Raw genomic sequence first — 22,079 nt, 5'->3', positions numbered from 1 at the left:
TCATATCTAAATCTGGATCTGGGGACAGCAAGAAATCAATTCGCGGTCAAGTCAGTGTCACTTTAGATACTCTATCCCGTTAGCTAGAGATGCGATGCACAGCAGGTAAAACAGTACGTTGGTAAAGATGGAAGCGATCTCCGTAACTGAGGATATGTAGTCGTAAATTATGTACAGTCAATGGTTCATTTGCACTGACATTAGGTTCGTTGGTATGGGTTAGTTCTGTGGGGTCAACAATAGTAACACTACCTTTACCCATAACTTGCAACCAACCATCCCGTTCAAACACAGCACAAGTATCTTCATCAATACCAATGCCTAAGCGATCAGGGTGAGAGGCGATGGCACTTACAAGTCGTCCCATGCGATTCCGGTTATGGAAATGTTGGTCAACTACCACTTCAGGAATAAATCCTAAGCCGGTTGCCATGTCCACCAGGGAACGATTGGGTGTTTCACCACTCCCACCGCCAGCGATCATGTGATGGCCCATTACAGCTGCTCCAGCACTTGTACCTGCTAGAGTCAGTTGTCCGGCTCTCACCCGTTGGCGGATAATTTCCATGGCTGGTGTATCGGAGAGGACTCCACAAAGGCGCAGTTGGTCTCCTCCTGTCAAGAAGACACCACTACAGGCTTCGAGGGATGCTTTAATCTCAGGATTTTCACATTGTTCCCGTTCACGAATGTCTAAAATTTCCACCTTTTCCGCACCCATTTCTTCAAAAATGCGGATATACCTACCACCGATAATGGCAGGCTCCCGGGAGGCTGATGGAATTATTGTAATATACGCCTTGTTACCACCAGCACGAATAAAAAAAGTTCTCAGAATTTCTCGTCCATGAACTTTATCTTCGGCGCCTCCGATAACCATAACGGCGGTTTTAGTTGCTTGGGGTGTCCTCATTTCCAGCGATTTAACTTCTAACTGCGGCATTGTGTTTGTGCTTGAGGGAGTCAACAACTTCAGGTCAATTGAACAAGGTTTGGTACTTGTTAATTTTCGCCTTTTGCTTGGTGTGAGAGGACACGGCTTGACGGACATGAGGCTTCAACTATGACATCATGTCCGTCTTTCTCATAGCCAGTGCCATTGTTTTTTACCTATCTACGACTTCTATGGGGCTTTCATAGTCTTAGTCCAACTACAATTCCCTTCTAGATTTAGGCTTTAGTAGGTTTTGACACTCTTACTTTTGATAGCGTAGCCATGGCTGGCTGGATGCATCCCGGAAGTTGTTAACTTTAGTGGGATTATTAACTTAAATTTAGTGGTGAGAATATTTAAACACAATTTAAACACAAATCCAGTGATTAGAAAAACTTTTGATTTCACCAAAGAACTAAAAGTTATGGTACTTTTAGATACTATTGGTAGATTTTTTCTTGATTTTAGCCGTTTCTATGGCTTAGGCCAGTCTAAGCTATTAGTTATTGTGTTTGCTCAGTATCTACCACTAAGATTAGTTCTATCAAATACGAATTACTGTGCGTTTTGATATAGTTACACTTTTTCCTGACTGTTTTACTTCAATTCTCCATTCTGGTTTATTGGGTAAGGCCTTAGCTAAACAGATTGCTCAGGTGCATCTGACTAACCCTAGAGATTTTACCACCGATAAGCACCACAAAGTAGATGATGAACCCTATGGCGGCGGGGTGGGAATGTTGATGAAGCCAGAACCTATTTTTGCTGCTGTGGAGTCTTTGCCCATTCTAGCCCGTCGAGATGTGATTTTCATGAGTCCCCAAGGACAAACGATTAACCAGCCCTTGCTGCGCGAATTAGCCACGAATTACGACCAATTAGTTATCATCTGTGGTCACTATGAAGGAGTAGATGAAAGGGTACTAAATTTAGTAACTCGTGAGGTGTCCTTAGGAGATTTTATCCTGACTGGGGGCGAAATTCCTTCTATGGCTTTGATTAATGGCGTGATGCGTCTGTTACCGGGAACTGTAGGTAAGGAGGAATCTCTCAAAACTGAAAGTTTTGAAGAAAGTTTGTTAGATTTTCCCCAGTATACTCGTCCTGCTAATTTTCGCGGTTGGAAAGTTCCAGATGTGTTACTAAGTGGTAATCATGGTAAAATAGCCCGTTGGCGTTTTCAACAACAAATTGAACGTACTGCTTTACGTCGTCCCGATTTACTGAAAAAATGGCAAGAAGAGAGGGAACAGGGAACAGGCGACAGGTAACAGGTGACAGGTGACAGGTAACAGGTGACAGGTAACAGGTGACAGGTAACAGGTGACAGGTGACAGGCGACGGGTAACAGGTAACAGGGAGAAGATTCCCCCATTAACAAATAACAACTAACTATGAACATTAGAATTGGTAATGGCTACGATATACACAGATTGGTGAGCGATCGCAATTTAATTTTAGGCGGTATTCACATTCCCCATGAACTCGGTTTGTTAGGACACAGTGACGCTGATGTTCTCACTCACGCAATTATAGACGCAATGTTGGGAGCATTATCTCTAGGGGATATTGGTCATTATTTTCCCCCCACAGATCCCCAATGGGCTGGGGCTGATAGTCTTGTATTATTAAAACAGGTCAATCAGCTAATTCTTGATCAAGGTTGGAAAATCGGCAATATTGATTCTGTTGTAGTTGCTGAACGTCCCAAATTAAAACCTCATATTAATTCAATGCGGGATACATTAGCAGCAGTTTTAGCAGTAGAACCAAATCAAATTGGTGTCAAAGCTACCACTAATGAAAAACTTGGACCAACGGGGAGGGAAGAAGGGATTTGTGCTTATGCAGTGGTTTTGTTGGTAAGTGGTAATTAATTGATAACTAATAGGAGAATAAGAGAATGTTTAGTTTAGAAAAACCAGAAGAACTAATTAAAATGAGGCTTATTTCTAGTCTCAAAAATACTTTGTCTAATTCACCTACGGAATTAGAAAAATTATTTTCCCTTTCTCAACCAGATATTATTGTAGTAGACAAAAATCAAGAAATTGCATTATTAGTTGATATTCAGTTACAAGAAAGACAGTCCAAAAAATTGTTATCAGAAGTTACACAATTGTATTTACAGAATGCCGAAAAAGATATTCGCTTTGCCATGTCAGCTAACCTACAGAACATAACTATTTTTAAATCAAACAGTGAACACCTTTTAAATCCCGTCATTTCTCTGTTTTCTGCGGATATTCTTAGCCATTATGAACCAGAATTTAGCAATAGCAAAATATTGTATTTATACTTGAGAACACTTATAGAAGCTTGGTTAAGAGATTTAGCATATCATTGGAAATCAGAAATACCTCCAGGAACAAAAGAATTATCCAAAATTGGGTTATTGGAAAAAATGAAAGATGGAGATACTTATACACAGGATGAATAAAATTAGAATCAACGTTAATTATTAGGTGAATCCAGGTGACAATACTTTACATAGAAACTAATTTCTTAATGTCCATTGCAGAAGGACAAGATCCACAAGCAGATTTACTATTATTTAATCCTCCACCTTCTATTCAAATATATATACCAAATATTTGTTATATTGAAGCCATGGCAGTATTTAAACAGAAAAAGCAAGCAATAACAAATTTCACAAAAATAATGAATGAAAGAAGACGGGAAGCTAGACGCGATCTTTCTTCTAATCATGCTCAATCTCTAGCAGTTAATTTAGACCAAGCAATTATTGATAATAACTATTTATTGAACGATTTAGATACTCGTCTTTCCAGAGCAATAGATAGACAACAAGCTAAGAGCAAGTGTATATATCTAGAAAATCATATACTACAAGATACTTGTAGTGCAATTTTAACTCAACCAGGACAAATGTTAGTTAACAATGATCTCATGGATAACTTGATTTTACGGACTATTATTCATCATGCTACTTTACCTACATCTCCTAGGCAAGAAAAGGCTTTTATCAGCAACAATACTAAAGACTTTGATAAACCTGAAGTTAAATATGCTTTACGCAATGCTGGAATCAGATATTTTACAATGACACAGCATTTTCTCGATTGGTTTAACTCTCGTTCATTAACTTAAAAATAATTATTTAATTACCGAAACTATGACATTAACTAAAATAATACTCAATCACACAAAACGGTTTTTATTACTAATAACAATCATTGCTTTTACAGCAATAGGAATTACCGCTTGTAACCCAACCAAATTAAAAACCAGTACCGCTCAAGTACCCCAATTAGTAACCAGTATTCTTAGTGATCCAAAAACATTTAATGCTGCGTTGAGTTCCGAATCACCAAATATTTTTGGTTACACTTATGAGGGACTATTAACCCAAAATCCCATTGACGGTAAAATAGAAGGAGCATTAGCCAAATCTTGGGAAATATCACCAGATAAAACCAAAATAACCTTTACCATGCGCGAAGGTTTAAAATGGTCAGATGGAGAACCATTAACAGTTGATGATGTCGTCTTTACCTACAATGATATTTATCTAAATCAAGACATACCCACAGACACTAGAGATGTTTTAAGAGTGGGGAAAGATCGCAAATTACCAACAGTTAAAAAAATAGATAATAGGAGAGTAGAATTTAGTGTACCTGAACCATTTAGACCTTTTTTGCTGAGTACAGGATCGTCTATTTTACCTGCTCATATCTTAGAAAAATCAGTCAAAACCAAAAATAAAGATGGTAAACTAGAGTTTTTAAGTAAATGGGGTGTTGATACTCCTCCTGAAGAACTGATTGTTAATGGACCTTACAAACTGGAAAGATATGATACAAGTCAACGGATAATTTTTCGTCGTAACCCCTATTATTGGCGTAAAGATGTTCAAGGTAAATCCCAACCATATATTGAACGGATAATTTGGCAAATTGTCGAATCAACTGATACGGCTTTACTCCAATTTCGCTCTGGAGATTTAGATGCTATTGGGGTTTCCCCTGATTATTTTTCTCTATTAAAAGTTCAAGAAAAACAAGGTAACTTTAAAATATATAATGGTGGTCCTAGTTCTACTACTTCCTTTATGTCTTTTAATTTAAATAAGGGAACAAGAAATGATAAGCCATTAGTTGATCCTATTAAATCTAAATGGTTTAATAATGTCCAATTTCGTCAGGCTGTAGCCTATGCTATTGATAGACAAACCATGTTAAATAATACTTTTCGTGGTTTAGGTACACCTCAAGATTCTCCTATTTCTGTCCAAAGTCCTTATTTTTTACCACCAGAAAAAGGCTTGAAGGTTTACAAATATAATCCCGATAAAGCTAAACAATTACTACTACAAGCCGGATTCAAATATAATGACAAAAATCTCTTACTAGATGATCAAGGTAATGAGGTGAGATTTGCATTATTAACAAATGCTGGGAATAAAATTCGAGAATCAATGGGTTCACAAATTAAACAGGATTTAAGTAAAATCGGTATTCAAGTAGATTTCACACCTTTGGCTTGGAATACCTTTATAGACAAACTTTCTAATACTTTGGATTGGGATGCTTGTTTAATAGGCTTAACAGGGGGTTTAGAACCAAATGATGGTGCAAATGTGTGGTCACCTGAAGGAGGTTTACATATGTTTAATCAAAAACCTCAAGCCGGACAGAAACCAATTGAAGGGAGAGAAGTTACACCTTGGGAAATCAAAATTAATGATCTTTATATTCAAGGGGCGCAGGAATTTGATGAAGAGAAAGTTAAAGAAATTTATTGGGAAAGTCAGCAATTAACCCAGGAATATTTACCTTTTATTTATTTGGTTAATTCCTACGCTATGTCAGGAATTCGGAACCGGTTTCAAGGTATCCAATTTTCCGCTCTTGGTGGTGCTTTTTGGAATATTCATGAAATTAAAGTTACGAAATAGTTAACTGTTGACTGAATAAGAGAACTCTAAAATCTAAAATCCAAAATCCAAAATCCCATGACTCAACCCGAAAATTTGCGATCGCTCTTAGAATCCGTCGCTAATGGTAAGATAACCCCAGAGATAGCCTTCGACTCCCTCAAAGATTTAGCCTATCAATCTGTAGGTGAGTTTGCTAAAATAGACCACCACCGTCAATTAAGAACCGGTTTCCCGGAGGTAATTTGGGGACCTGGTAAAACACCGGAACAAATTGCTCAAATTATGGAGGTAATGCGACATCGGACTTCTGTAGTCATGGCTACTCGTATAGAACCTCAAGTATATTCCGCAATTCAAAAAAAAGTTAGAAGTATACAATATTATGAACAAGCCCGAATCTGTGCCATTGTTCCCTCGGTAATTGAAGTCAAATTCCGTGGTAAAATCGGCATTCTTTCCGCTGGTACTGCTGATTTAGCTGTTGCTGAAGAAGCGGCTGTCACTGCTGAACTTTCTGGTTTCTCTGTACAGCGTCTTTGGGATGTAGGTGTAGCGGGAATACACCGTTTACTCAGTAACCGTCACCTATTAGAATCAGCGTCAGTATTAATTGTCGTAGCAGGTATGGAAGGGGCTTTACCTAGTGTAGTAGCTGGTTTGGCAGATTGTCCAGTGATTGCTGTTCCTACTAGTATTGGTTATGGTGCAAGTTTTTCCGGTTTAGCACCTCTATTGACAATGCTCAATTCTTGCGCTGCTGGTATAGGTGTGGTAAATATAGATAATGGCTTTGGTGCAGCGGTTTTAGCGGGACAAATTTTAAGAACTTCAGAAAAATTACGCTTGACAGCAGAAACATAGTCAGATAACAAGGTAAAATAACCCAAGTTGCTAGTTATCTAGTTGAGACTGGTAATAGGTAAGTGGTAATTGGTGATAAAATTCCTGTTTTCACCTGCGGAACGCTACTACACCAGTAAAGTCCTCCTTGAGTGGAAATAAGGGAAAATCAAGGTTTACAAAGGCCAAATCATGTATTAGTTTAGACTTTAGAAACATCCTCTAATATCTATTTAATATCTATTAGCACATTCTTCCTCTCTTCAGATTTATGACCAAAAAACAAACTTGGAGTCAGCGGTTTGAGTCCGCGCTACATCCGGCGATCGCTCGCTTTAATGCCAGTATAGGTTTTGATATTGAACTTATCGAATATGATATTACTGGTTCTCAAGCTCATGCTAAAATGTTAGCTCACACGGGGATAATTTCCCATGAAGAAGGGGAAATACTATTTACAGGTTTAGAACAAATTCGTCAAGAATACCACCAGGGACAATTTCAGCCCGGTATTGACTCCGAAGATGTGCATTTTGCTGTAGAAAAGCGACTAACGGAAATTGTCGGGGATGTCGGTAAAAAGCTACACACAGCCCGTTCTCGCAATGATCAAGTAGGTACTGATACTAGATTGTACCTCCGTGATCAAATTCAACAAATTCGCCAGCAATTGCGGGAGTTTCAAGGGGTTATACTAGATATAGCCGAAAAAAATGTAGAAACGCTGATTCCTGGTTATACCCACCTGCAACGAGCCCAACCCGTGAGTTTAGCACATCATTTACTAGCATACTTTCAGATGGCACAACGGGACTGGGAACGGTTAGCAGACGTTTATAGCCGAGTGAATATCTCCCCTTTGGGTTGTGGGGCTTTAGCGGGAACAACTTTTCCTATTGACCGCCACTATACAGCCAATTTATTGCATTTTGATCACGTTTATGCTAATAGCTTGGACGGGGTGAGCGATCGGGATTTTGCCATAGAATTTCTCTGTGCTGCTAGTATAATCATGGTTCACCTCAGCCGTCTTTCCGAGGAAGTGATTTTGTGGGCTTCAGAAGAATTTCGTTTTGTCACCCTTAAAGATAGCTGTGCTACAGGTTCTAGCATTATGCCCCAAAAGAAAAACCCCGACGTACCAGAATTAGTCAGAGGGAAAACAGGGCGGGTATTTGGTCATTTGCAAGCCATGTTAGTGATTATGAAGGGTTTACCACTGGCTTATAACAAAGACCTACAGGAAGACAAAGAAGGTATCTTTGACAGCGTGAACACAGTTAAAGCCTGTTTAGAGGCAATGACAATTTTACTGCAAGAAGGTTTAGAATTTCGTCATCAGCGATTAGCAACAGCGGTTACAGAGGACTTTGCTAATGCTACAGATGTTGCAGATTATCTCGCTGCCCGTGGTGTACCCTTCCGAGAAGCTTATAATATTGTTGGTAAAGTCGTGAAAACCAGTATTGCTGCCGATAAACTACTTAAAGATTTGCAGTTAGAAGAGTGGCAAGAAATTCATCCTGCCTTTGCAGCGGATATTTATGAAGCTATAGCCCCTCGTCAAGTTGTTGCAGCCCGCAATAGCTATGGAGGCACAGGGTTTGTTCAAGTTAGAGAGGCTATTATTAATGCCCGGACTCAACTCAGCGGAAAATAATTTTCAATTCAGGGAATTGGTAATGGGTAATTGGTAATTGGTAATTCACTTTTGACAAATGACAACGAACAACGCACTACTGACTAATCACACAAGTAAGGGTGTACTAGTGTACACCCCAAAAATTCAAAATATGAAAGAGTAAAATTTAACCAGATACATTAATCAGCAGCGTCCATTGCTGCTGCCCCTGTGCCTTCGTCCTCTTCACTCTTGGGCGATCTTTGCTGGAATCTTCTGCCCATTCTACCTGTAGTAGTCCGTTTACGAAACTTTCTGGCGTAGGCCTGGTTTCGTAGCGCCTTCTCTTTCTTCGGGTTACGGCGCTTTGCCATATTCACCTCATGAATAAACAACAAAAAAATGGCATCTAGGCATGACTTAGGCCATATTAGCTACCGATATTATTGATATACTTTTTTAGCCTAGTGCTGCAATCAATACACTTTGAACAGCATACCATTATATCTTATTAAAAAGTCTGATGTCAAGCTAAATTTGGGTAAGTGATAGGTAATAGGTAGTTCTGGACGGGTTTCTTGTTCTAAAATATAATGAGGGAATTTGAACTTTGAACATTCTTATTTTTTTTAAGTCAATGATTCAGTCCACACGTAGCTTATGGCACTTTGGGCAAACTATACTGGGTATTATATTTCGCCATCCCATTACAGGTACAAGCATTATCCCTATTTTACCTGATGGTCAAATTGTGTTAATTAGAAGAAAGGATGATGGTTGTTGGTCATTACCGGGTGGTATGGTGGATTGGGGAGAAGATGTTCCCCATGCAGTCTGTCGGGAGTTAATGGAGGAAACGGGGCTAGAATTAGTCGAAATTCGCCGTTTAGTGGGAGTTTACTCGTCACCAGATCGTGATCCTCGTATTCATTCTATCTGTATTGTTGTGGAAGCCGAAGTCGCAGGAAAAATGGCCATAAAAGATAATTTAGAAGTTATGGAAATCCAAGCTTTTCCCCTTAGTTCTCTACCACAACCAGATATGTCTCATGATCATTCTCGTCAGTTACAAGACTATTTAAATGGCTTAACAACTCTTGCGTAAAAGATGGAAAATTGAAGATTTTGGGTTTGAAAATTAAATCCAAAGTCTATTAATTAGGAATTACAAAAATGAGTAAATGAGTATTAAAATGAATATTTTATTTCGCAACTCCCGCAGAAAACTTTCTCAAGGGATATTATTCTGGCGCGAGGTTGGTAATGGAATACCCGTGGTTTTTCTGCATGGTGCATGGAATGATGGTAGCGAATGGGTATCAACAATGGAATCAATAGCGGAGGGTATCCATTGTTTTGCACTAGATTTATTAGGTTTTGGTGAATCAGCAAATCCTAATATTCACCATTCTATAGATTTACAAGTGGAGTGTTTAGCTGATTTTTTAGAGGCTTTAAAATTAGAAAAAGTCTATTTAGTTGGTAATTCTTTAGGAGGTTGGATTGCTGCTAGTTATGCTGTAAAATATCCAGAACAAATATATGGTTTGATACTGTTATCCCCGGAGGGTGTAGCAGCAGAAGGACAAAAACAGTATTGGGAAAAAAGACGGTGCTTATTGAATTGTCCACCATGGGTAATTAAATTTTTACGCTTAATTATTCCTTTAATTAAATTGATTGGTTGGGAAGAAAAAATCACTAAGGATTTAGAATTAAGAAAAACTTTGTTAGATTACCCTACAGCCTCTCACTTACTTTTTAACCGCAAAAAACCAGAAATAGAAGCAGAATTTTTAGAAAAACACCTGCCTAATATTAAAGTTCCCTGTTTAATTTTACAAAATGGTGAAGATACCGCCATTGCTATATCTAGAAGTAATACTTATGCTCGACTAATTCCCAATATTAAGTTACATAATATTACCCATGGAGAAAGTAATTTACCAGAATCTTGTCCTGATGTTGTGGCCGAAGCTATTTGGGATTTTATCAGTATTAGTCAATACTGAAGAACCATAATTTAGAATTACTAAAATTTAGAATTACTAAGTTTTTCTGAAAACCCCTTCTCCGTAGTGAAGGGGATAAGTATATTTATTTACATCCTAAAGATTGACGAGTATCTACACCTGTTTTAGAATTTACACCACTGGCGTTAATACAGAGTTTTTTCACCTGTACCATATCTAAAATTGCATTGGTAAAATCAGCACCAGTAATATTAACATCATCAAAGGTAGAACGCAACATCATTGCATCTTTCAACACAGCATCACTTAAATCAGCGGTTTTAAATCTTGTTAAATAGGAAATACCTTCAGTAAAATCAATGCCATGTAAATTTGCACCTTCTAATAAAGAACCATTAAAAACAGCACCCCGCAAATCAGCATTACTAAAGTTACTATTCCCTAATTTCACATTTGTAAACTCAGTTCTAATTAAACTTTGACCAGAATAGTCCTTTCCCGCGACTCCCTGATTCATGTTAAAACTAGTAACATTAGAAGAACTTGCAGCTTGGGCTGATAAAGGGAAAACAAACAACACCAAGGCTAAAATCATACTAGCCAATATTGGGCGATACTTGATCATCTTTGCTTAATAAATCTCAACAATTCCACTATTAATCATTAAACCGCAGGAAGGAGTCAGAAGTAATTCTCTGCTAAATTAGAAGCTGTCCACTAGGATAGATATACTCAAAATAGTGAGAAACTCTACTTGCTTTTGACTAAAAACTGGGTTTGAAAGGTTCTGAGTCTCTCCTCTCCACGGGGAGAGGTTTAATAAAGGAGTCAAGTTTTCAGGTCTTTCATGTATAAATTTTTGAATTCCTATTCCACGTAAATATAACTACCTACCTGTGGCTAATCCAGAAAATACAAACCAATCTCTAGCGCGAACCCCTTTATATCAAATGGGTGTAGAACTTAAAGCCAAATTTACCAGCTTTGGTGGCTGGGAAATGCCCATACAATATAGTAGTATCATAGAAGAACACCACAGTGTTAGAAATACGGCGGGAATGTTCGATATTTCTCACATGGGTAAATTTATCCTCCAAGGTCAGAACCTGATTTCCCAACTTGAGTATTTAGTTCCTTCAGATTTAACTCGTTTACAACCTGGACAAGCACAATATACCGTTTTACTAAACCATCAAGGTGGAATTATTGACGACATCATTATTTACTACCAAGGTGCAGACAGTTTTGATACGCAAAAGGTTGTAATTATCGTCAACGCTGCAACCACTGATAAAGATAAAACATGGATATTAGCGCATCTTGATACAAATACAGTTGAATTTCAAGACCTTTCACGGGATAAAATTTTAATTGCTGTTCAAGGTCCAACAGCTACTAATCATCTTCAATCTTTAGTCACAGACGATTTATCAGCAATTAAGGCTTTTGGACATTTAGAAACAACCATTTTCGGAAAATACGCATTTCTCGCTCGGACAGGTTATACAGGAGAAGATGGTTTTGAGGTCATGGTAGATTCCGCTGTGGGTATAGACTTGTGGCAAAATCTATATAATGTTGGTGTTGTTCCCTGTGGACTTGGTTGTAGAGACACCCTGCGCTTAGAAGCTGCAATGGCACTTTATGGACAAGACATTGATGATACCATTACACCTCTAGAGGCTGGTTTAGGTTGGTTAGTACATTTAGATACTAAAGGTTATTTTATAGGAAGGGAAGTTTTAATACAGCAAAAAGCCGAAGGAGTACCGCGTAAACTCGTAGGTTTACAAACGGAAGGACGGAATATTCCCCGTCACGGCTACCATGTATTATCACTGGGTAAAGTCGTAGGAGAAGTAACAAGTGGTACTCTATCCCTGACACTTGGTTATCCCATAGCTTTGGCCTATGTTCCCAGTCAGTTAGCAACGGTCAAACAACAGCTAGAAGTGGAAATTCGCGGTAAAGCTTACCCCGCTGTAGTTGTGAAACGCCCATTTTATCGCTCAAAAAATCGTGTTATTAAGTGATATAGCATTTCCCACTTCAGTCAAGTACAGGAATATAGTATAATCTTTGAGGTTTTTGAGGAATAATGAGTTTAGGTTACGCTCGTCACACTATTGTTTTAATATTGAAGAGAAAGTGATATGTCTTCTGAATATCCCCAGAATTTGCGATACTTAGATTCCCATGAATATGTTCGTCTGGATGACGACATTGCTACTATCGGTATTACTCAGTTTGCTATAGAACAATTGGGTGATATTGTCTTTTTAGAACTACCAGACATTGGTGATACTATTACCAAGGGAGATACCTTTGGTACTATTGAATCCGTAAAAGCCGTGGAAACACTTAATTCACCTGTTAGTGGCACAGTCATAGAACGTAATGAAGCTTTAATAAACGCTCCAGAACAAGTAGCGGATGATCCCTATGGCGAAGGCTGGTTCATTAAAGTGCGCGCTAATGATGCTGCTGAAATAGAGGACTCTCTTACAGCAGAACAATATCAGACTTTGGTAGAGGGTATGTAAGTAGTTTCACATTTATACATTCCGGAAAATCAAGAGGAATGGTATCAGTTAAACTATATCTCAGCTTTTTTAGCAACCTGAAAGGCTGAGATATAAGTGATTTGAATATTTCCTCTTAAGTTGTTTTCTATCTTTTTTCTTAATTCTGTAAATAAACAACTTCTGGTTTCTATATCTAGTTTTAGGTAAGGTGTATAAGTGCTTAAAAGTAGTAGAAAATCATCAATATAATAATTAGCTTTACATACTATTTGTTCAGAAACTAGATTTTTAAATTTACCTGAATTAATAGCTATTTGTCCTAATTTTTCAACTATCTGTTTTTGAGTTTTTATATCTTCGTACCTATCTAAAAATGGAGCATACTTTTGATAAATTTCCCGGAAAATTTGATATATTTCATATTCTGGTTGGGGAGTCATATTCCAAAGCAAAATTAAAGCACCGTCGTTTTTTAAAGCTTCTGCAATTCTGATATTACCAGATTTAGGATTAATCCAATGAAAAGAAGTTGCTGCTAAAACAGCATCAAATTTTCCAGGTTCTAGTTCCCATTCTTCAAAAGTGGTCTGCTGAATTTCTACCTGTGGGTACATTTCACAGTTTTTTCTTGCTAAATGACAAGCTGCTAAACTCGGTTCTAGACAAATCATAGAAAAGCCTAATTTAGCAAATGCTAAAGTTGCGTTTCCTGGTCCACAACCTAATTCTAGGATATTAGCTTTTGGGGAAATTTGAGCTATTTCTATAGCACCATTAATAATTTCTTCTGGATAGCAAGGTCTGAATTTATTATAAGCTTCTGCTACGTTGGAATACCAATTTTTTCTGGTTTCTAAATCTTGAGAATATAAGTTTTTAAGTATTTTAAATTCTTTCATAACTTATCCTTAAGTTAACTTTAATAAATTTAAGTAAGTCGGGAATTTCTGGCTTGATTGTCTAATTTTAAGCTAAATAAAATCAGAATATTTACGGATGTATATATTTAGATAATTCCTATATTTTGTAATTAATTATACTAATTTCCTTGAATATGTACACCTTGATTTTATCCCTTTGGCTAATTCTAATAATAACGGCCTTGTTTTTTGCAATATCTGTAATTCGTAGCCAAAAACGGCGTATATCTAAGGCTCAAAAAACCGGAAAATTAGATCCCAATCGTTTCACTTTTGGAAGTGCAGAAAAAAGGCTTTGGAAACAATTATTAATGCTATTACAATCAGATAATGTAACTGCAGAAAGACTTTTGAGACATGAACAAAATAAGCATCCAGGTAAATCAACCAAGTGGTATTTAGAAAAAGTTATTTTTAATTTAAAACGCGATCGCCATTAACTGGTAATATACAGTAATTAATCAGCTAAAAAAATCTCACTAGTAGAATATCAGGTTTTCAGATTTCCTAAAGCTATAACAGCATTTTGTCCACCAAAACCAAAGCTAAAACACAGAACATTCTTAATTTTACTTTCTTGTGCTGATCTAATCAAGTTTAAATTAAATTCTGGTTGCTGAAGTCCTACACAGGGAGGTAATATATTATTCCGCAATGCCATTAGTGAAAACGCTACACCTAAAGCCCCCGATGCTCCCAATGTGTGACCTGTGCTACCTTTAGTAGAACTAATTGCTAATTTTGCTGGAAATAAACTTTGGATAATTTTACTTTCCATGCGGTCATTTAATTGGGTAGCTGTACCATGGGTATGAATGTAGTCTATAGCTGCTGCTGTCATCTGACTACGTTCTAAACATTGCTTAATTGCGACCATAGCACTTTTGCCCTCTGGTTCTGGAGATATACCATGATATGCGTCCGCTGTCAAGCCAAAACCTAATATTTCCCCATAAACCTTGGTTTGACGTTGACTTGCCAACTCCCCAGATTCGAGGATAAATACAGCACCACCTTCACCTAATACTAAGCCTTCCCGGTATAAATCAAAGGGATATGCTCCTGTTTTCCCTAAAGCCCCCATTTGCTGAAATCCGGCAATTGTTAGAGGTGTAATAGCTGCTTCTACTGCACCAGCTATCGCTATTTGATACTCACCGCTTTTAATTAACATAGCAGCTTGAGCGATCGCCCAAATTCCTGTTGCACAAGCGCCCATTGGTGCTAGAATTGCCCCTGATGCTCCTATTTGTCGGGCCACAGCGATCGCATTCATTTGGGGTAAAGTGTTTAACCAATTGTCTAAATTTGCTCCTCCCGCTTGTTCATGTATGTTTTGCGCCATCATTTCCCAGGACGCTTGATAACCACGACTAGAACCAATGACTACAGCACAATCAGGTAAAGGCGGTACTAATTGGGCATCTTGTAAAGCTGATGTCACAACTATTTCCGTTATGGCGCTTAACGTCGTAGGTTTTTCAGCAATTAAGCCTAAAGGAATCACCCCCAATTCTGGAAATAGTTGATGTAATTTAATCCCAGTTTTAGCAATTAGTAGATTTTGCCAACTATCTTCCAGATTTTTGCCTAAAGCAGAAACTAAACCAATACCAGTAACAACAACCTTAACCAATTTGAGATTTGAGATTTGAGATTTGAGATTTGATGTCAAAATTCACAAGTGACAAGTCAGCAGTGGGAATACTTGAAAAATGGGGAATAAAATCCAATTATCAATGATGTTTCCCACTGACTAATGACCAATGACTACTCAGGACTTTTCAGATTTTCCGCACCCTGGGTGACTTTTGCCGACTCAATGCGATCGCCTTGTTTAATGTTATTAACTACATCAAAGCCTTCAGTTACATTACCGAATACAGCATAATTACCATCCAAAAATGATAAATCTGCTAAAGCGAAGTAGAATTGAGAAGAAGCAGAATCAGGCATTTGTGATCGGGCCATAGCGATCGATCCTTGCTTATGCTGTAACTCTGGCTTCTCAGTAATTGTCTGACTGTAAATAGGCTCATTTGCGCCTTTGGGCTTAATTTCTAAAGGTATACGGCGCTCACTCCCAGTTTTAGCATCAATATAACCACCTGTTCCCAGTCTATTGGCAGGAAATTTCGGGTCTTTGCTTTGTGGATCTCCACCTTGAGCGACAAAAGGTTGAGGATCACGGACAACGCGATGAAATACTAAACCATCATAAACACCTTTTTGCACTAAATCCACGAAATTACCCGCAGTAATTGGCGCATTTATGCCATCTAATTCAATCGTAATTGGTGCGCCATTCACTGTCATCACCACTGTAGCTTTACCTTCGAGCCGTGGTAAATCTTTGATACTGGGAATACTCTCATTAGTAGTTTTTGATACTGTTTCTGTGCTTGTAGTAGCTGTTGAAGTTGGGGATGTATTAGAAGATTCTATACCGCTCGTACATCCTCCCAAAGTCAAAGCAAAAATAATCAACCAAGCTACAAAAAATTGTGGAAATTTTAATTGCATTGTTAGTGACTGAATCAATCAAAGTTAGGACTTACGGAAGATATATAGCATTTCCTATCCTACTTAGGTACAGGAATCAGGAATGAACCGCGTACCTCAGTGGACTAAAAAAACTTAAAAACCTATTCCTCGGTAGGGGTAATATCCTGCGGGATCTTGCTACATGAATTACCTCTACTTTCCTTCAGTTTTGCGTAAATCCTCAAAGCATCCGATCTTTTCTGGCAGAAATGTGGAATTTTGGATTTTAAACCGTGAAAACAACTCTGATCAGATCGAGCATGATCATTATTGATTGATCAGCAATCCAAAATCCAAAATCCAAAATTTCTAGAGTCCTTCTAAGGATACTCCCAAAAAACGAGCTAATTGGGCACCTTGAGTTTCCAAATCAGCCAAAGACAAGGGTTGACCCACTCTGGTGAGGGGAATATCCCGTCTACCCTTAAGCCGGAGATACAAAGCGCGTTGAGGATTAAGACCTTCCTTAATCACAATACGCACGGATTGTACATCTTGGATACGTCCGTCAATTTGGATTTCACGGTTTTTCCCCGGAAAACCCCAGCGAAAGATTTTTAATTTCCCCGTTTCCCGATTGAACTCATTATAGCCGCCGCCTAAATCCCATAAGATCACCAGCCACAGATATAAGGCTAATAGCAAGCCAGCAGCACCGTATAATCCCATCACCAATCCTTGAGGGACAAATATCAGTTGGGTGGGATCAGTAACTATGAGTAAATTAACCTTGAGATAACTGGAGATACTAGCTAAGAAAAAACCACTGGCTCCCATAGTAACAATAGTTGCCCACCAGTAGTTGCTGAACCGACGTGAACCCAGAACCTTTTGATAGAGAAGGTTCTCGCCTTTGTTAATCGTTGTTGATACCGTCATGAAACTACCTTGGACTATCTTTCTCAAGTTTGACACTCAAGCCGTCTTAATTGCAAGTTATCAAGGATATTATGGGCTTTGGGGGATAAGGGAGAATTTTTTCTGTCTTCTGATTCTGAGAAAACTTGTGTCAAATTGTTAAAATTCTGATATTGATAGGATTGGAGATAGTAAATATTTAATTTTCTTGCCCGTATCCAGCGCAAACCCCGGTGAATGTGATAAGTTAAGAATCATTAAGCTAACAAAACCCAGATTACTGGTTAATGGTGGCTGAACATGACATAATTCTAAAGAAGTGATGACTTTTTTAAGTAGTCAGTTCTCACAATCTCACATTCTCAAAGGCTGCTGAGATTGGAAAAAACGTTGAATTTCTTACGGTAGTTACCATAAATTGGTAGAATCGCCGGAACACAGCTTAAAAAACGTAGCAATTTTAGTAAAAAACCAAGGATTGTAGTCAAATGACCATCGCAGTTGGACGCGCCCCCAGTAGAGGGTGGTTTGACGTATTAGACGACTGGTTAAAGCGCGATCGCTTTGTATTCGTAGGTTGGTCAGGAATATTACTATTCCCCTGCGCCTTCCTGTCAATCGGCGGTTGGCTCACCGGTACAACCTTCATCACCTCCTGGTACACCCACGGACTAGCATCCTCCTACCTAGAAGGAGCTAACTTCTTGACAGTAGCAGTATCCACACCCGCAGATAGCATGGGACATTCCCTATTGTTCCTGTGGGGACCAGAAGCCCAAGGTGACTTCACCCGTTGGTGTCAACTCGGTGGGTTGTGGCCTTTCGTCGCCCTCCACGGTGCTTTTGCTCTCATTGGCTTCATGTTACGTCAATTTGAAATTGCCCGTCTCGTAGGTCTTCGTCCCTATAACGCCCTAGCTTTCTCCGGCCCTATCGCCGTATTCGTCAGCGTTTTCCTGATGTATCCTTTAGGACAATCTAGCTGGTTCTTTGCCCCCAGCTTCGGAGTAGCAGCAATCTTCCGTTTCCTCCTATTTCTCCAAGGTTTCCATAACTGGACCCTCAACCCCTTCCACATGATGGGTGTAGCAGGTATCTTAGGTGGAGCTTTACTTTGTGCCATTCATGGTGCAACAGTAGAAAACACCCTATTTGAAGACGGTGAAGGCTCAAACACCTTCCGCGCCTTTAATCCTACCCAAGCTGAAGAAACCTACTCCATGGTGACAGCAAACCGTTTCTGGTCACAGATTTTCGGGATTGCTTTCTCCAACAAACGTTGGTTACACTTCTTCATGTTGTTTGTACCAGTTACAGGCTTGTGGATGAGTGCAGTTGGTATTGTGGGTTTAGCATTAAACTTGCGGGCTTATGACTTCGTTTCCCAAGAATTACGGGCAGCAGAAGACCCAGAGTTTGAAACTTTCTATACCAAAAACATTTTACTGAATGAGGGTATCCGCGCTTGGATGGCTCCTCAAGATCAACCCCACGAACAATTTATATTCCCCGAGGAGGTATTACCACGTGGTAACGCTCTCTAATAGAGTCATTAGTGGTGGACGCGACCAAGAATCCAGCGGTTTCGCTTGGTGGTCTGGTAACGCCCGTTTAATCAACTTATCTGGTAAACTACTTGGCGCTCACGTAGCCCATGCTGGTTTGATTGTCTTCTGGGCTGGAGCAATGACCTTATTTGAAGTTGCTCACTTCGTTCCCGAAAAGCCCATGTACGAACAGGGCTTGATTCTTCTCCCTCACCTCGCCACACTTGGTTGGGGCGTTGGTGCGGGTGGTGAAGTTATTGACACCTTCCCCTATTTCGTCTCCGGTGTACTTCACCTTATTTCCTCGGCCGTTTTAGGTTTTGGTGGTATTTATCATGCCGTTCGCGGTCCTGAAACCTTAGAAGAATATTCTTCTTTCTTTGGTTACGACTGGAAAGACAAGAACAAGATGACCAACATCATCGGCTTCCACCTGATTATCTTAGGCTGTGGTGCGTTGTTGTTGGTGCTGAAGGCTATGTTCTTCGGTGGAGTTTATGATACCTGGGCTCCAGGTGGTGGTGATGTGCGTGTGATTACTAACCCCACACTCAACCCAGCTATTATCTTCGGTTATCTTTTGAAAGCTCCCTTCGGTGGCGAAGGCTGGATTATCAGCGTTGATAACATGGAAGATGTTATTGGCGGTCACATCTGGATTGCTTTAATTTGTATTTCCGGTGGTATTTGGCATATCTTCACCAAGCCTTTTGCTTGGGCGCGTCGTGCTTTTATCTGGTCTGGTGAAGCTTACCTTTCCTATAGCTTAGGCGCTCTTTCTATGATGGGCTTTATCGCTTCCGTCATGGTTTGGTATAACAACACTGCATACCCTAGCGAATTCTTCGGTCCTACTGGTCCTGAAGCTTCTCAAGCACAAGCTTTAACCTTCTTGATTCGTGACCAACGCTTAGGTGCTAACGTCGGTTCTGCTCAAGGTCCTACCGGTCTAGGTAAATACTTGATGCGCTCTCCTACAGGAGAAATCATCTTCGGTGGTGAAACCATGCGTTTCTGGGATTTCAAAGGACCTTGGTTAGAGCCTCTCCGTGGTCCTAACGGTCTGGACTTGGAAAAAATCAAGAACGACATTCAGCCTTGGCAAGCTCGTCGTGCTGCTGAATACATGACACACGCCCCACTGGGTTCTTTGAACTCCGTAGGTGGTGTGGCTACCGAAATTAACTCCTTTAACTATGTGTCTCCACGCGCTTGGTTAGCTTGTTCACACTTCGTTTTAGGATTCTTCTTCCTTGTTGGTCACTTGTGGCACGCAGGCCGCGCCCGCGCTGCTTCTGGTGGTTTCGAGAAAGGTATTAACCGGGAAACAGAACCAGTGATGTTTATGAATGACCTCGACTAGGTTGTTTTCATCTCTATTTCATCACTGACAATATCATACTTTTTATAGCTCTTGTGTCACAGCAAGAGCTTTTTTTATATTTTTTTCATATTTTTTTTATATTTTTTTCATATTTTTTTTGGTATTTTAAACATTTGATATAATATGTAACGTAACAAATAAATTTTACTAAACATCAGATAATGAACGGTTTCAAATTCGGTACGTCTGTATTGACAGTCGCGGTTGGTTTAGTCATGGGAACATCAATCAATCAGATGGTCATTGCTAAAGAAGTTGTTGCAGAATCAGTCATCCAGCCAGTAGTCACAAATGAGGTTATTGCCACATCAATTACTCCTGAAAAAACTGAGACTCCTCCTCAAGCAGGAACTTTCACTTACAGTGCTGGTGATTTACTGGCCAGAAGACCACTGGATTTAGATGTATTTTGTAAAAATTACCCTTTAAATTCCCGCTGTACTAATCAACCTGTCACCACACCAGTAACAAAACCAGAGGAAGTTAAACCTAAACCTACGGAGGAAAAGAGTGAAACTTCTGCAAAAACTCGCGGTTGGGCAATCACACCAGAAATTAGTACATTAGGTGTGGGTGCAACAGTCACCAAATCTATTACACCTAATATTAATGCTAAAGTTGGGGTTAATGGCTTAGGTATAAGTAGAGATATTAACTTGTCTGATGTTGATTATAAAGCCGATCTCAACCTGTTAAATATATCCACCCTCGCTGACTACCATCCTTGGAAAAATGGTGGTTTCCGTTTGACTGGAGGCTTGGTATTTCAGGACAATAATATAGAAGGAACTGGGAAACCCAAGAATGGTGTAACAATTAATATCAATGATCAAAACTATGACTCCACAACTCAACTGACATCAGTGAAAACCAAGGTTTCTTTTGGCAATAGTGTCGCACCGTATATTGGTATTGGTTGGGGTAATGCCGTGAAACCTGGTAAACGTTGGGGATTTTCCACAAATTTGGGTGTAATGTTTGCCGGATCTCCAAAAGTAGAAATAACACCTGGATTTGGTACAGGTGCAACACCCGCTTTACAACAGCAAATTAATACTGACATCGAAGCAGAAAGGAAAAAAGTACAGGATGACCTTAATTGGTTGAATATTTATCCTGTTTTTTCTCTTGGTGTTTCTTATCAATTTTAGATAAAGATTTAGGGTGTGTCAGTTGTTTAAAATCTGTTTATTATTACAGACTTATCAGATTTGATACACCCTAAAAAAATCTGAATTGTCACTTGCTATAATTAAATTAACTTGGATTTTATGCTGAGATATACAAATGATAATAACCAAACATCGCGCTGATAGAGTTATGCTTTATAACATCGGTTGGTAACAATTTGAGAATCTGCTGCAAGATTTGGGAGAAAATCGGGCGGCTAGAGTAGCTTATGATGATGGAAATTTAGAAATTATGACACCTTTACCAGAACATGAACAATATAAAGAAGTAATTAGTGATGCAGTTAAAGATATCGCTGAAAAGTTGGATTTAAACTATGAAAGTTTAGGTTCAACAACCTGGAAGCGAGAACGCAAAATGGCAGGAATTGAAGCTGATAATTGTTTTTATTTTCAAAATGAACCCTTAGTTAGGGGTAGGTTAGATTTAGATTTGCAAAAAGATCCACCTCCGGATTTAGCTTTAGAAATTGATGTTAGCAATAAGTCTTTAAATCGGTTTCCTATTTATGCTCGTTTGGAAGTTCCTGAGATTTGGTGTTATGATTCTGGTGAATTGACAATTTACAGCAGTTCCCGATCTTATGAAGTACAAATATTAATAATAAAACTCTTGTGGTGCGGGCATCTTGCCCGCACAAGGTGTACCTCACTCAAAGCTACTTGCTGTATCTTTTGCAATCTGGTGAATATTTGGAATCTGAGAGAAGTTTAGTATTTCCTAGTTTAAAAATTCGAGATTTACCAAAATTGATTGAGCAAAATCGGGCTGGTAGACGAGCAATTAGAAAAGCAGTGAGGGAATGGGTAAGGAGTAAAAAGTGAAAGAAAGAATAAAAA

General features: G+C 39.0%; 22 protein-coding genes and 1 pseudogene. 16 read left to right on the top strand and 7 right to left on the bottom strand.

Features of this window, described 5'->3' with window-relative positions; genetic code table 11:
• Window positions 1–79 precede the first annotated feature (79 nt).
• Window positions 80–943, bottom strand: a complete 864-nt coding sequence (locus FFO06_RS09670; RefSeq protein ID WP_028090521.1) for a cyanophycinase — start codon at window positions 941–943, stop codon at window positions 80–82.
• Window positions 944–1,494: 551 nt separating this feature from the next.
• On the opposite strand from FFO06_RS09670, the gene trmD reads away from it, so the two are divergent.
• The 7 genes from trmD (at window position 1,495) to argH (ending at window position 8,337) form a co-directional block, all read left to right on the top strand.
• Window positions 1,495–2,205, top strand: a complete 711-nt coding sequence (gene trmD, locus FFO06_RS09665; protein ID WP_137907851.1) for a tRNA (guanosine(37)-N1)-methyltransferase TrmD — start codon at window positions 1,495–1,497, stop codon at window positions 2,203–2,205.
• Window positions 2,206–2,328: 123 nt separating this feature from the next.
• Window positions 2,329–2,811, top strand: a complete 483-nt coding sequence (gene ispF / locus FFO06_RS09655) for a 2-C-methyl-D-erythritol 2,4-cyclodiphosphate synthase (RefSeq protein WP_137907849.1) — start codon at window positions 2,329–2,331, stop codon at window positions 2,809–2,811.
• A gap of 26 nt (window positions 2,812–2,837) precedes the next feature.
• A complete protein-coding gene (locus tag FFO06_RS09650) occupies window positions 2,838–3,374 on the top strand; it encodes a hypothetical protein (protein ID WP_137907848.1) in 537 nt (178 codons plus the stop codon).
• A 35-nt stretch (window positions 3,375–3,409) separates the two neighbouring features.
• Entirely contained in the window at window positions 3,410–4,045 is a 636-nt protein-coding gene (locus FFO06_RS09645; protein ID WP_137907847.1) for a PIN domain-containing protein, read from the top strand.
• A 25-nt stretch (window positions 4,046–4,070) separates the two neighbouring features.
• On the top strand, window positions 4,071–5,855 hold the full coding sequence (locus tag FFO06_RS09640) for an ABC transporter substrate-binding protein (protein ID WP_137907846.1): 1,785 nt from the start codon (window positions 4,071–4,073) through the stop codon (window positions 5,853–5,855).
• Between the two features lie 57 nt (window positions 5,856–5,912).
• Window positions 5,913–6,698 (top strand): nickel pincer cofactor biosynthesis protein LarB, encoded by a 786-nt coding sequence (larB, locus tag FFO06_RS09635; RefSeq protein WP_137907845.1) that lies wholly within the window; start codon window positions 5,913–5,915, stop codon window positions 6,696–6,698.
• Window positions 6,699–6,948: 250 nt separating this feature from the next.
• Window positions 6,949–8,337 carry an argininosuccinate lyase gene (gene argH, locus FFO06_RS09630; protein WP_137907844.1) on the top strand — a complete coding sequence of 463 codons (1,389 nt, stop codon included), beginning with the start codon at window positions 6,949–6,951 and terminating at the stop codon, window positions 8,335–8,337.
• 161 nt (window positions 8,338–8,498) lie between these two features.
• Here argH and FFO06_RS22700 read toward each other — a convergent pair whose 3' ends face one another.
• Window positions 8,499–8,672 (bottom strand): Asl3888 family RNA-binding protein, encoded by a 174-nt coding sequence (locus tag FFO06_RS22700; protein ID WP_165790207.1) that lies wholly within the window; start codon window positions 8,670–8,672, stop codon window positions 8,499–8,501.
• Window positions 8,673–8,935: 263 nt separating this feature from the next.
• On the opposite strand from FFO06_RS22700, the gene FFO06_RS09625 reads away from it, so the two are divergent.
• Together FFO06_RS09625 and FFO06_RS09620 are read left to right on the top strand one after the other, a co-directional pair.
• Window positions 8,936–9,403, top strand: coding sequence for an NUDIX domain-containing protein (locus tag FFO06_RS09625; protein WP_370539384.1), 468 nt, complete (start codon window positions 8,936–8,938; stop codon window positions 9,401–9,403).
• Window positions 9,404–9,491: 88 nt separating this feature from the next.
• Complete coding sequence (locus FFO06_RS09620; RefSeq protein ID WP_137907861.1) at window positions 9,492–10,310, top strand: alpha/beta fold hydrolase; 819 nt, start codon at window positions 9,492–9,494, stop codon at window positions 10,308–10,310.
• A gap of 85 nt (window positions 10,311–10,395) precedes the next feature.
• Here FFO06_RS09620 and FFO06_RS09615 read toward each other — a convergent pair whose 3' ends face one another.
• Entirely contained in the window at window positions 10,396–10,893 is a 498-nt protein-coding gene (locus tag FFO06_RS09615) for a pentapeptide repeat-containing protein (RefSeq protein WP_137907860.1), read from the bottom strand.
• A gap of 274 nt (window positions 10,894–11,167) precedes the next feature.
• Here FFO06_RS09615 and gcvT point away from each other — a divergent pair, with 274 nt between their 5' ends.
• Both gcvT and gcvH read left to right on the top strand, forming a co-directional pair.
• Window positions 11,168–12,304, top strand: coding sequence for a glycine cleavage system aminomethyltransferase GcvT (gene gcvT, locus FFO06_RS09610; protein ID WP_137907842.1), 1,137 nt, complete (start codon window positions 11,168–11,170; stop codon window positions 12,302–12,304).
• Window positions 12,305–12,424: 120 nt separating this feature from the next.
• Window positions 12,425–12,814: a glycine cleavage system protein GcvH gene (gcvH, locus tag FFO06_RS09605; RefSeq protein WP_137907841.1), complete on the top strand. Its 390-nt coding sequence runs from the start codon at window positions 12,425–12,427 to the stop codon at window positions 12,812–12,814.
• A 53-nt stretch (window positions 12,815–12,867) separates the two neighbouring features.
• On the opposite strand, the gene FFO06_RS09600 is transcribed toward gcvH, so the two are convergent.
• On the bottom strand, window positions 12,868–13,695 hold the full coding sequence (locus FFO06_RS09600; protein ID WP_137907840.1) for a class I SAM-dependent methyltransferase: 828 nt from the start codon (window positions 13,693–13,695) through the stop codon (window positions 12,868–12,870).
• Between the two features lie 149 nt (window positions 13,696–13,844).
• On the opposite strand from FFO06_RS09600, the gene FFO06_RS09595 reads away from it, so the two are divergent.
• A complete protein-coding gene (locus FFO06_RS09595; protein ID WP_137907839.1) occupies window positions 13,845–14,156 on the top strand; it encodes a hypothetical protein in 312 nt (103 codons plus the stop codon).
• Window positions 14,157–14,206: 50 nt separating this feature from the next.
• Here FFO06_RS09595 and FFO06_RS09590 read toward each other — a convergent pair whose 3' ends face one another.
• From FFO06_RS09590 to FFO06_RS09580, 3 genes are all read right to left on the bottom strand, one after another.
• Window positions 14,207–15,352 (bottom strand): beta-ketoacyl-ACP synthase, encoded by a 1,146-nt coding sequence (locus FFO06_RS09590; protein ID WP_137907859.1) that lies wholly within the window; start codon window positions 15,350–15,352, stop codon window positions 14,207–14,209.
• 134 nt (window positions 15,353–15,486) lie between these two features.
• The gene (locus FFO06_RS09585; protein WP_137907838.1) at window positions 15,487–16,239 is read right to left on the bottom strand and encodes a peptidylprolyl isomerase; all 753 of its coding nucleotides are present in this window, start codon (window positions 16,237–16,239) and stop codon (window positions 15,487–15,489) included.
• A gap of 330 nt (window positions 16,240–16,569) precedes the next feature.
• Complete coding sequence (locus FFO06_RS09580) at window positions 16,570–17,139, bottom strand: photosystem I assembly protein Ycf4 (RefSeq protein ID WP_028082775.1); 570 nt, start codon at window positions 17,137–17,139, stop codon at window positions 16,570–16,572.
• A gap of 467 nt (window positions 17,140–17,606) precedes the next feature.
• On the opposite strand from FFO06_RS09580, the gene psbD reads away from it, so the two are divergent.
• The 4 genes and pseudogenes from psbD (at window position 17,607) to FFO06_RS09560 (ending at window position 22,064) form a co-directional block, all read left to right on the top strand.
• Window positions 17,607–18,662: a photosystem II D2 protein (photosystem q(a) protein) gene (gene psbD / locus FFO06_RS09575; RefSeq protein WP_137907837.1), complete on the top strand. Its 1,056-nt coding sequence runs from the start codon at window positions 17,607–17,609 to the stop codon at window positions 18,660–18,662.
• Entirely contained in the window at window positions 18,646–20,028 is a 1,383-nt protein-coding gene (psbC, locus tag FFO06_RS09570) for a photosystem II reaction center protein CP43 (protein WP_137907836.1), read from the top strand. Before psbD ends, psbC begins: the two co-directional genes overlap by 17 nt.
• Before the next feature lie 182 nt (window positions 20,029–20,210).
• On the top strand, window positions 20,211–21,200 hold the full coding sequence (locus FFO06_RS09565; protein ID WP_137907835.1) for a hypothetical protein: 990 nt from the start codon (window positions 20,211–20,213) through the stop codon (window positions 21,198–21,200).
• A gap of 136 nt (window positions 21,201–21,336) precedes the next feature.
• A pseudogene (locus tag FFO06_RS09560) lies at window positions 21,337–22,064 on the top strand (Uma2 family endonuclease).
• Window positions 22,065–22,079 lie beyond the last annotated feature (15 nt).

Origin of the sequence: Dolichospermum planctonicum, assembly GCF_005402965.1 — a bacterium.
In the GTDB taxonomy this organism is placed as follows: domain Bacteria; phylum Cyanobacteriota; class Cyanobacteriia; order Cyanobacteriales; family Nostocaceae; genus Dolichospermum; species Dolichospermum planctonicum.
The sequence above is the reverse complement of the archived record's forward strand: the minus strand, read 5'-3'. Positions and strand labels throughout refer to the sequence as shown.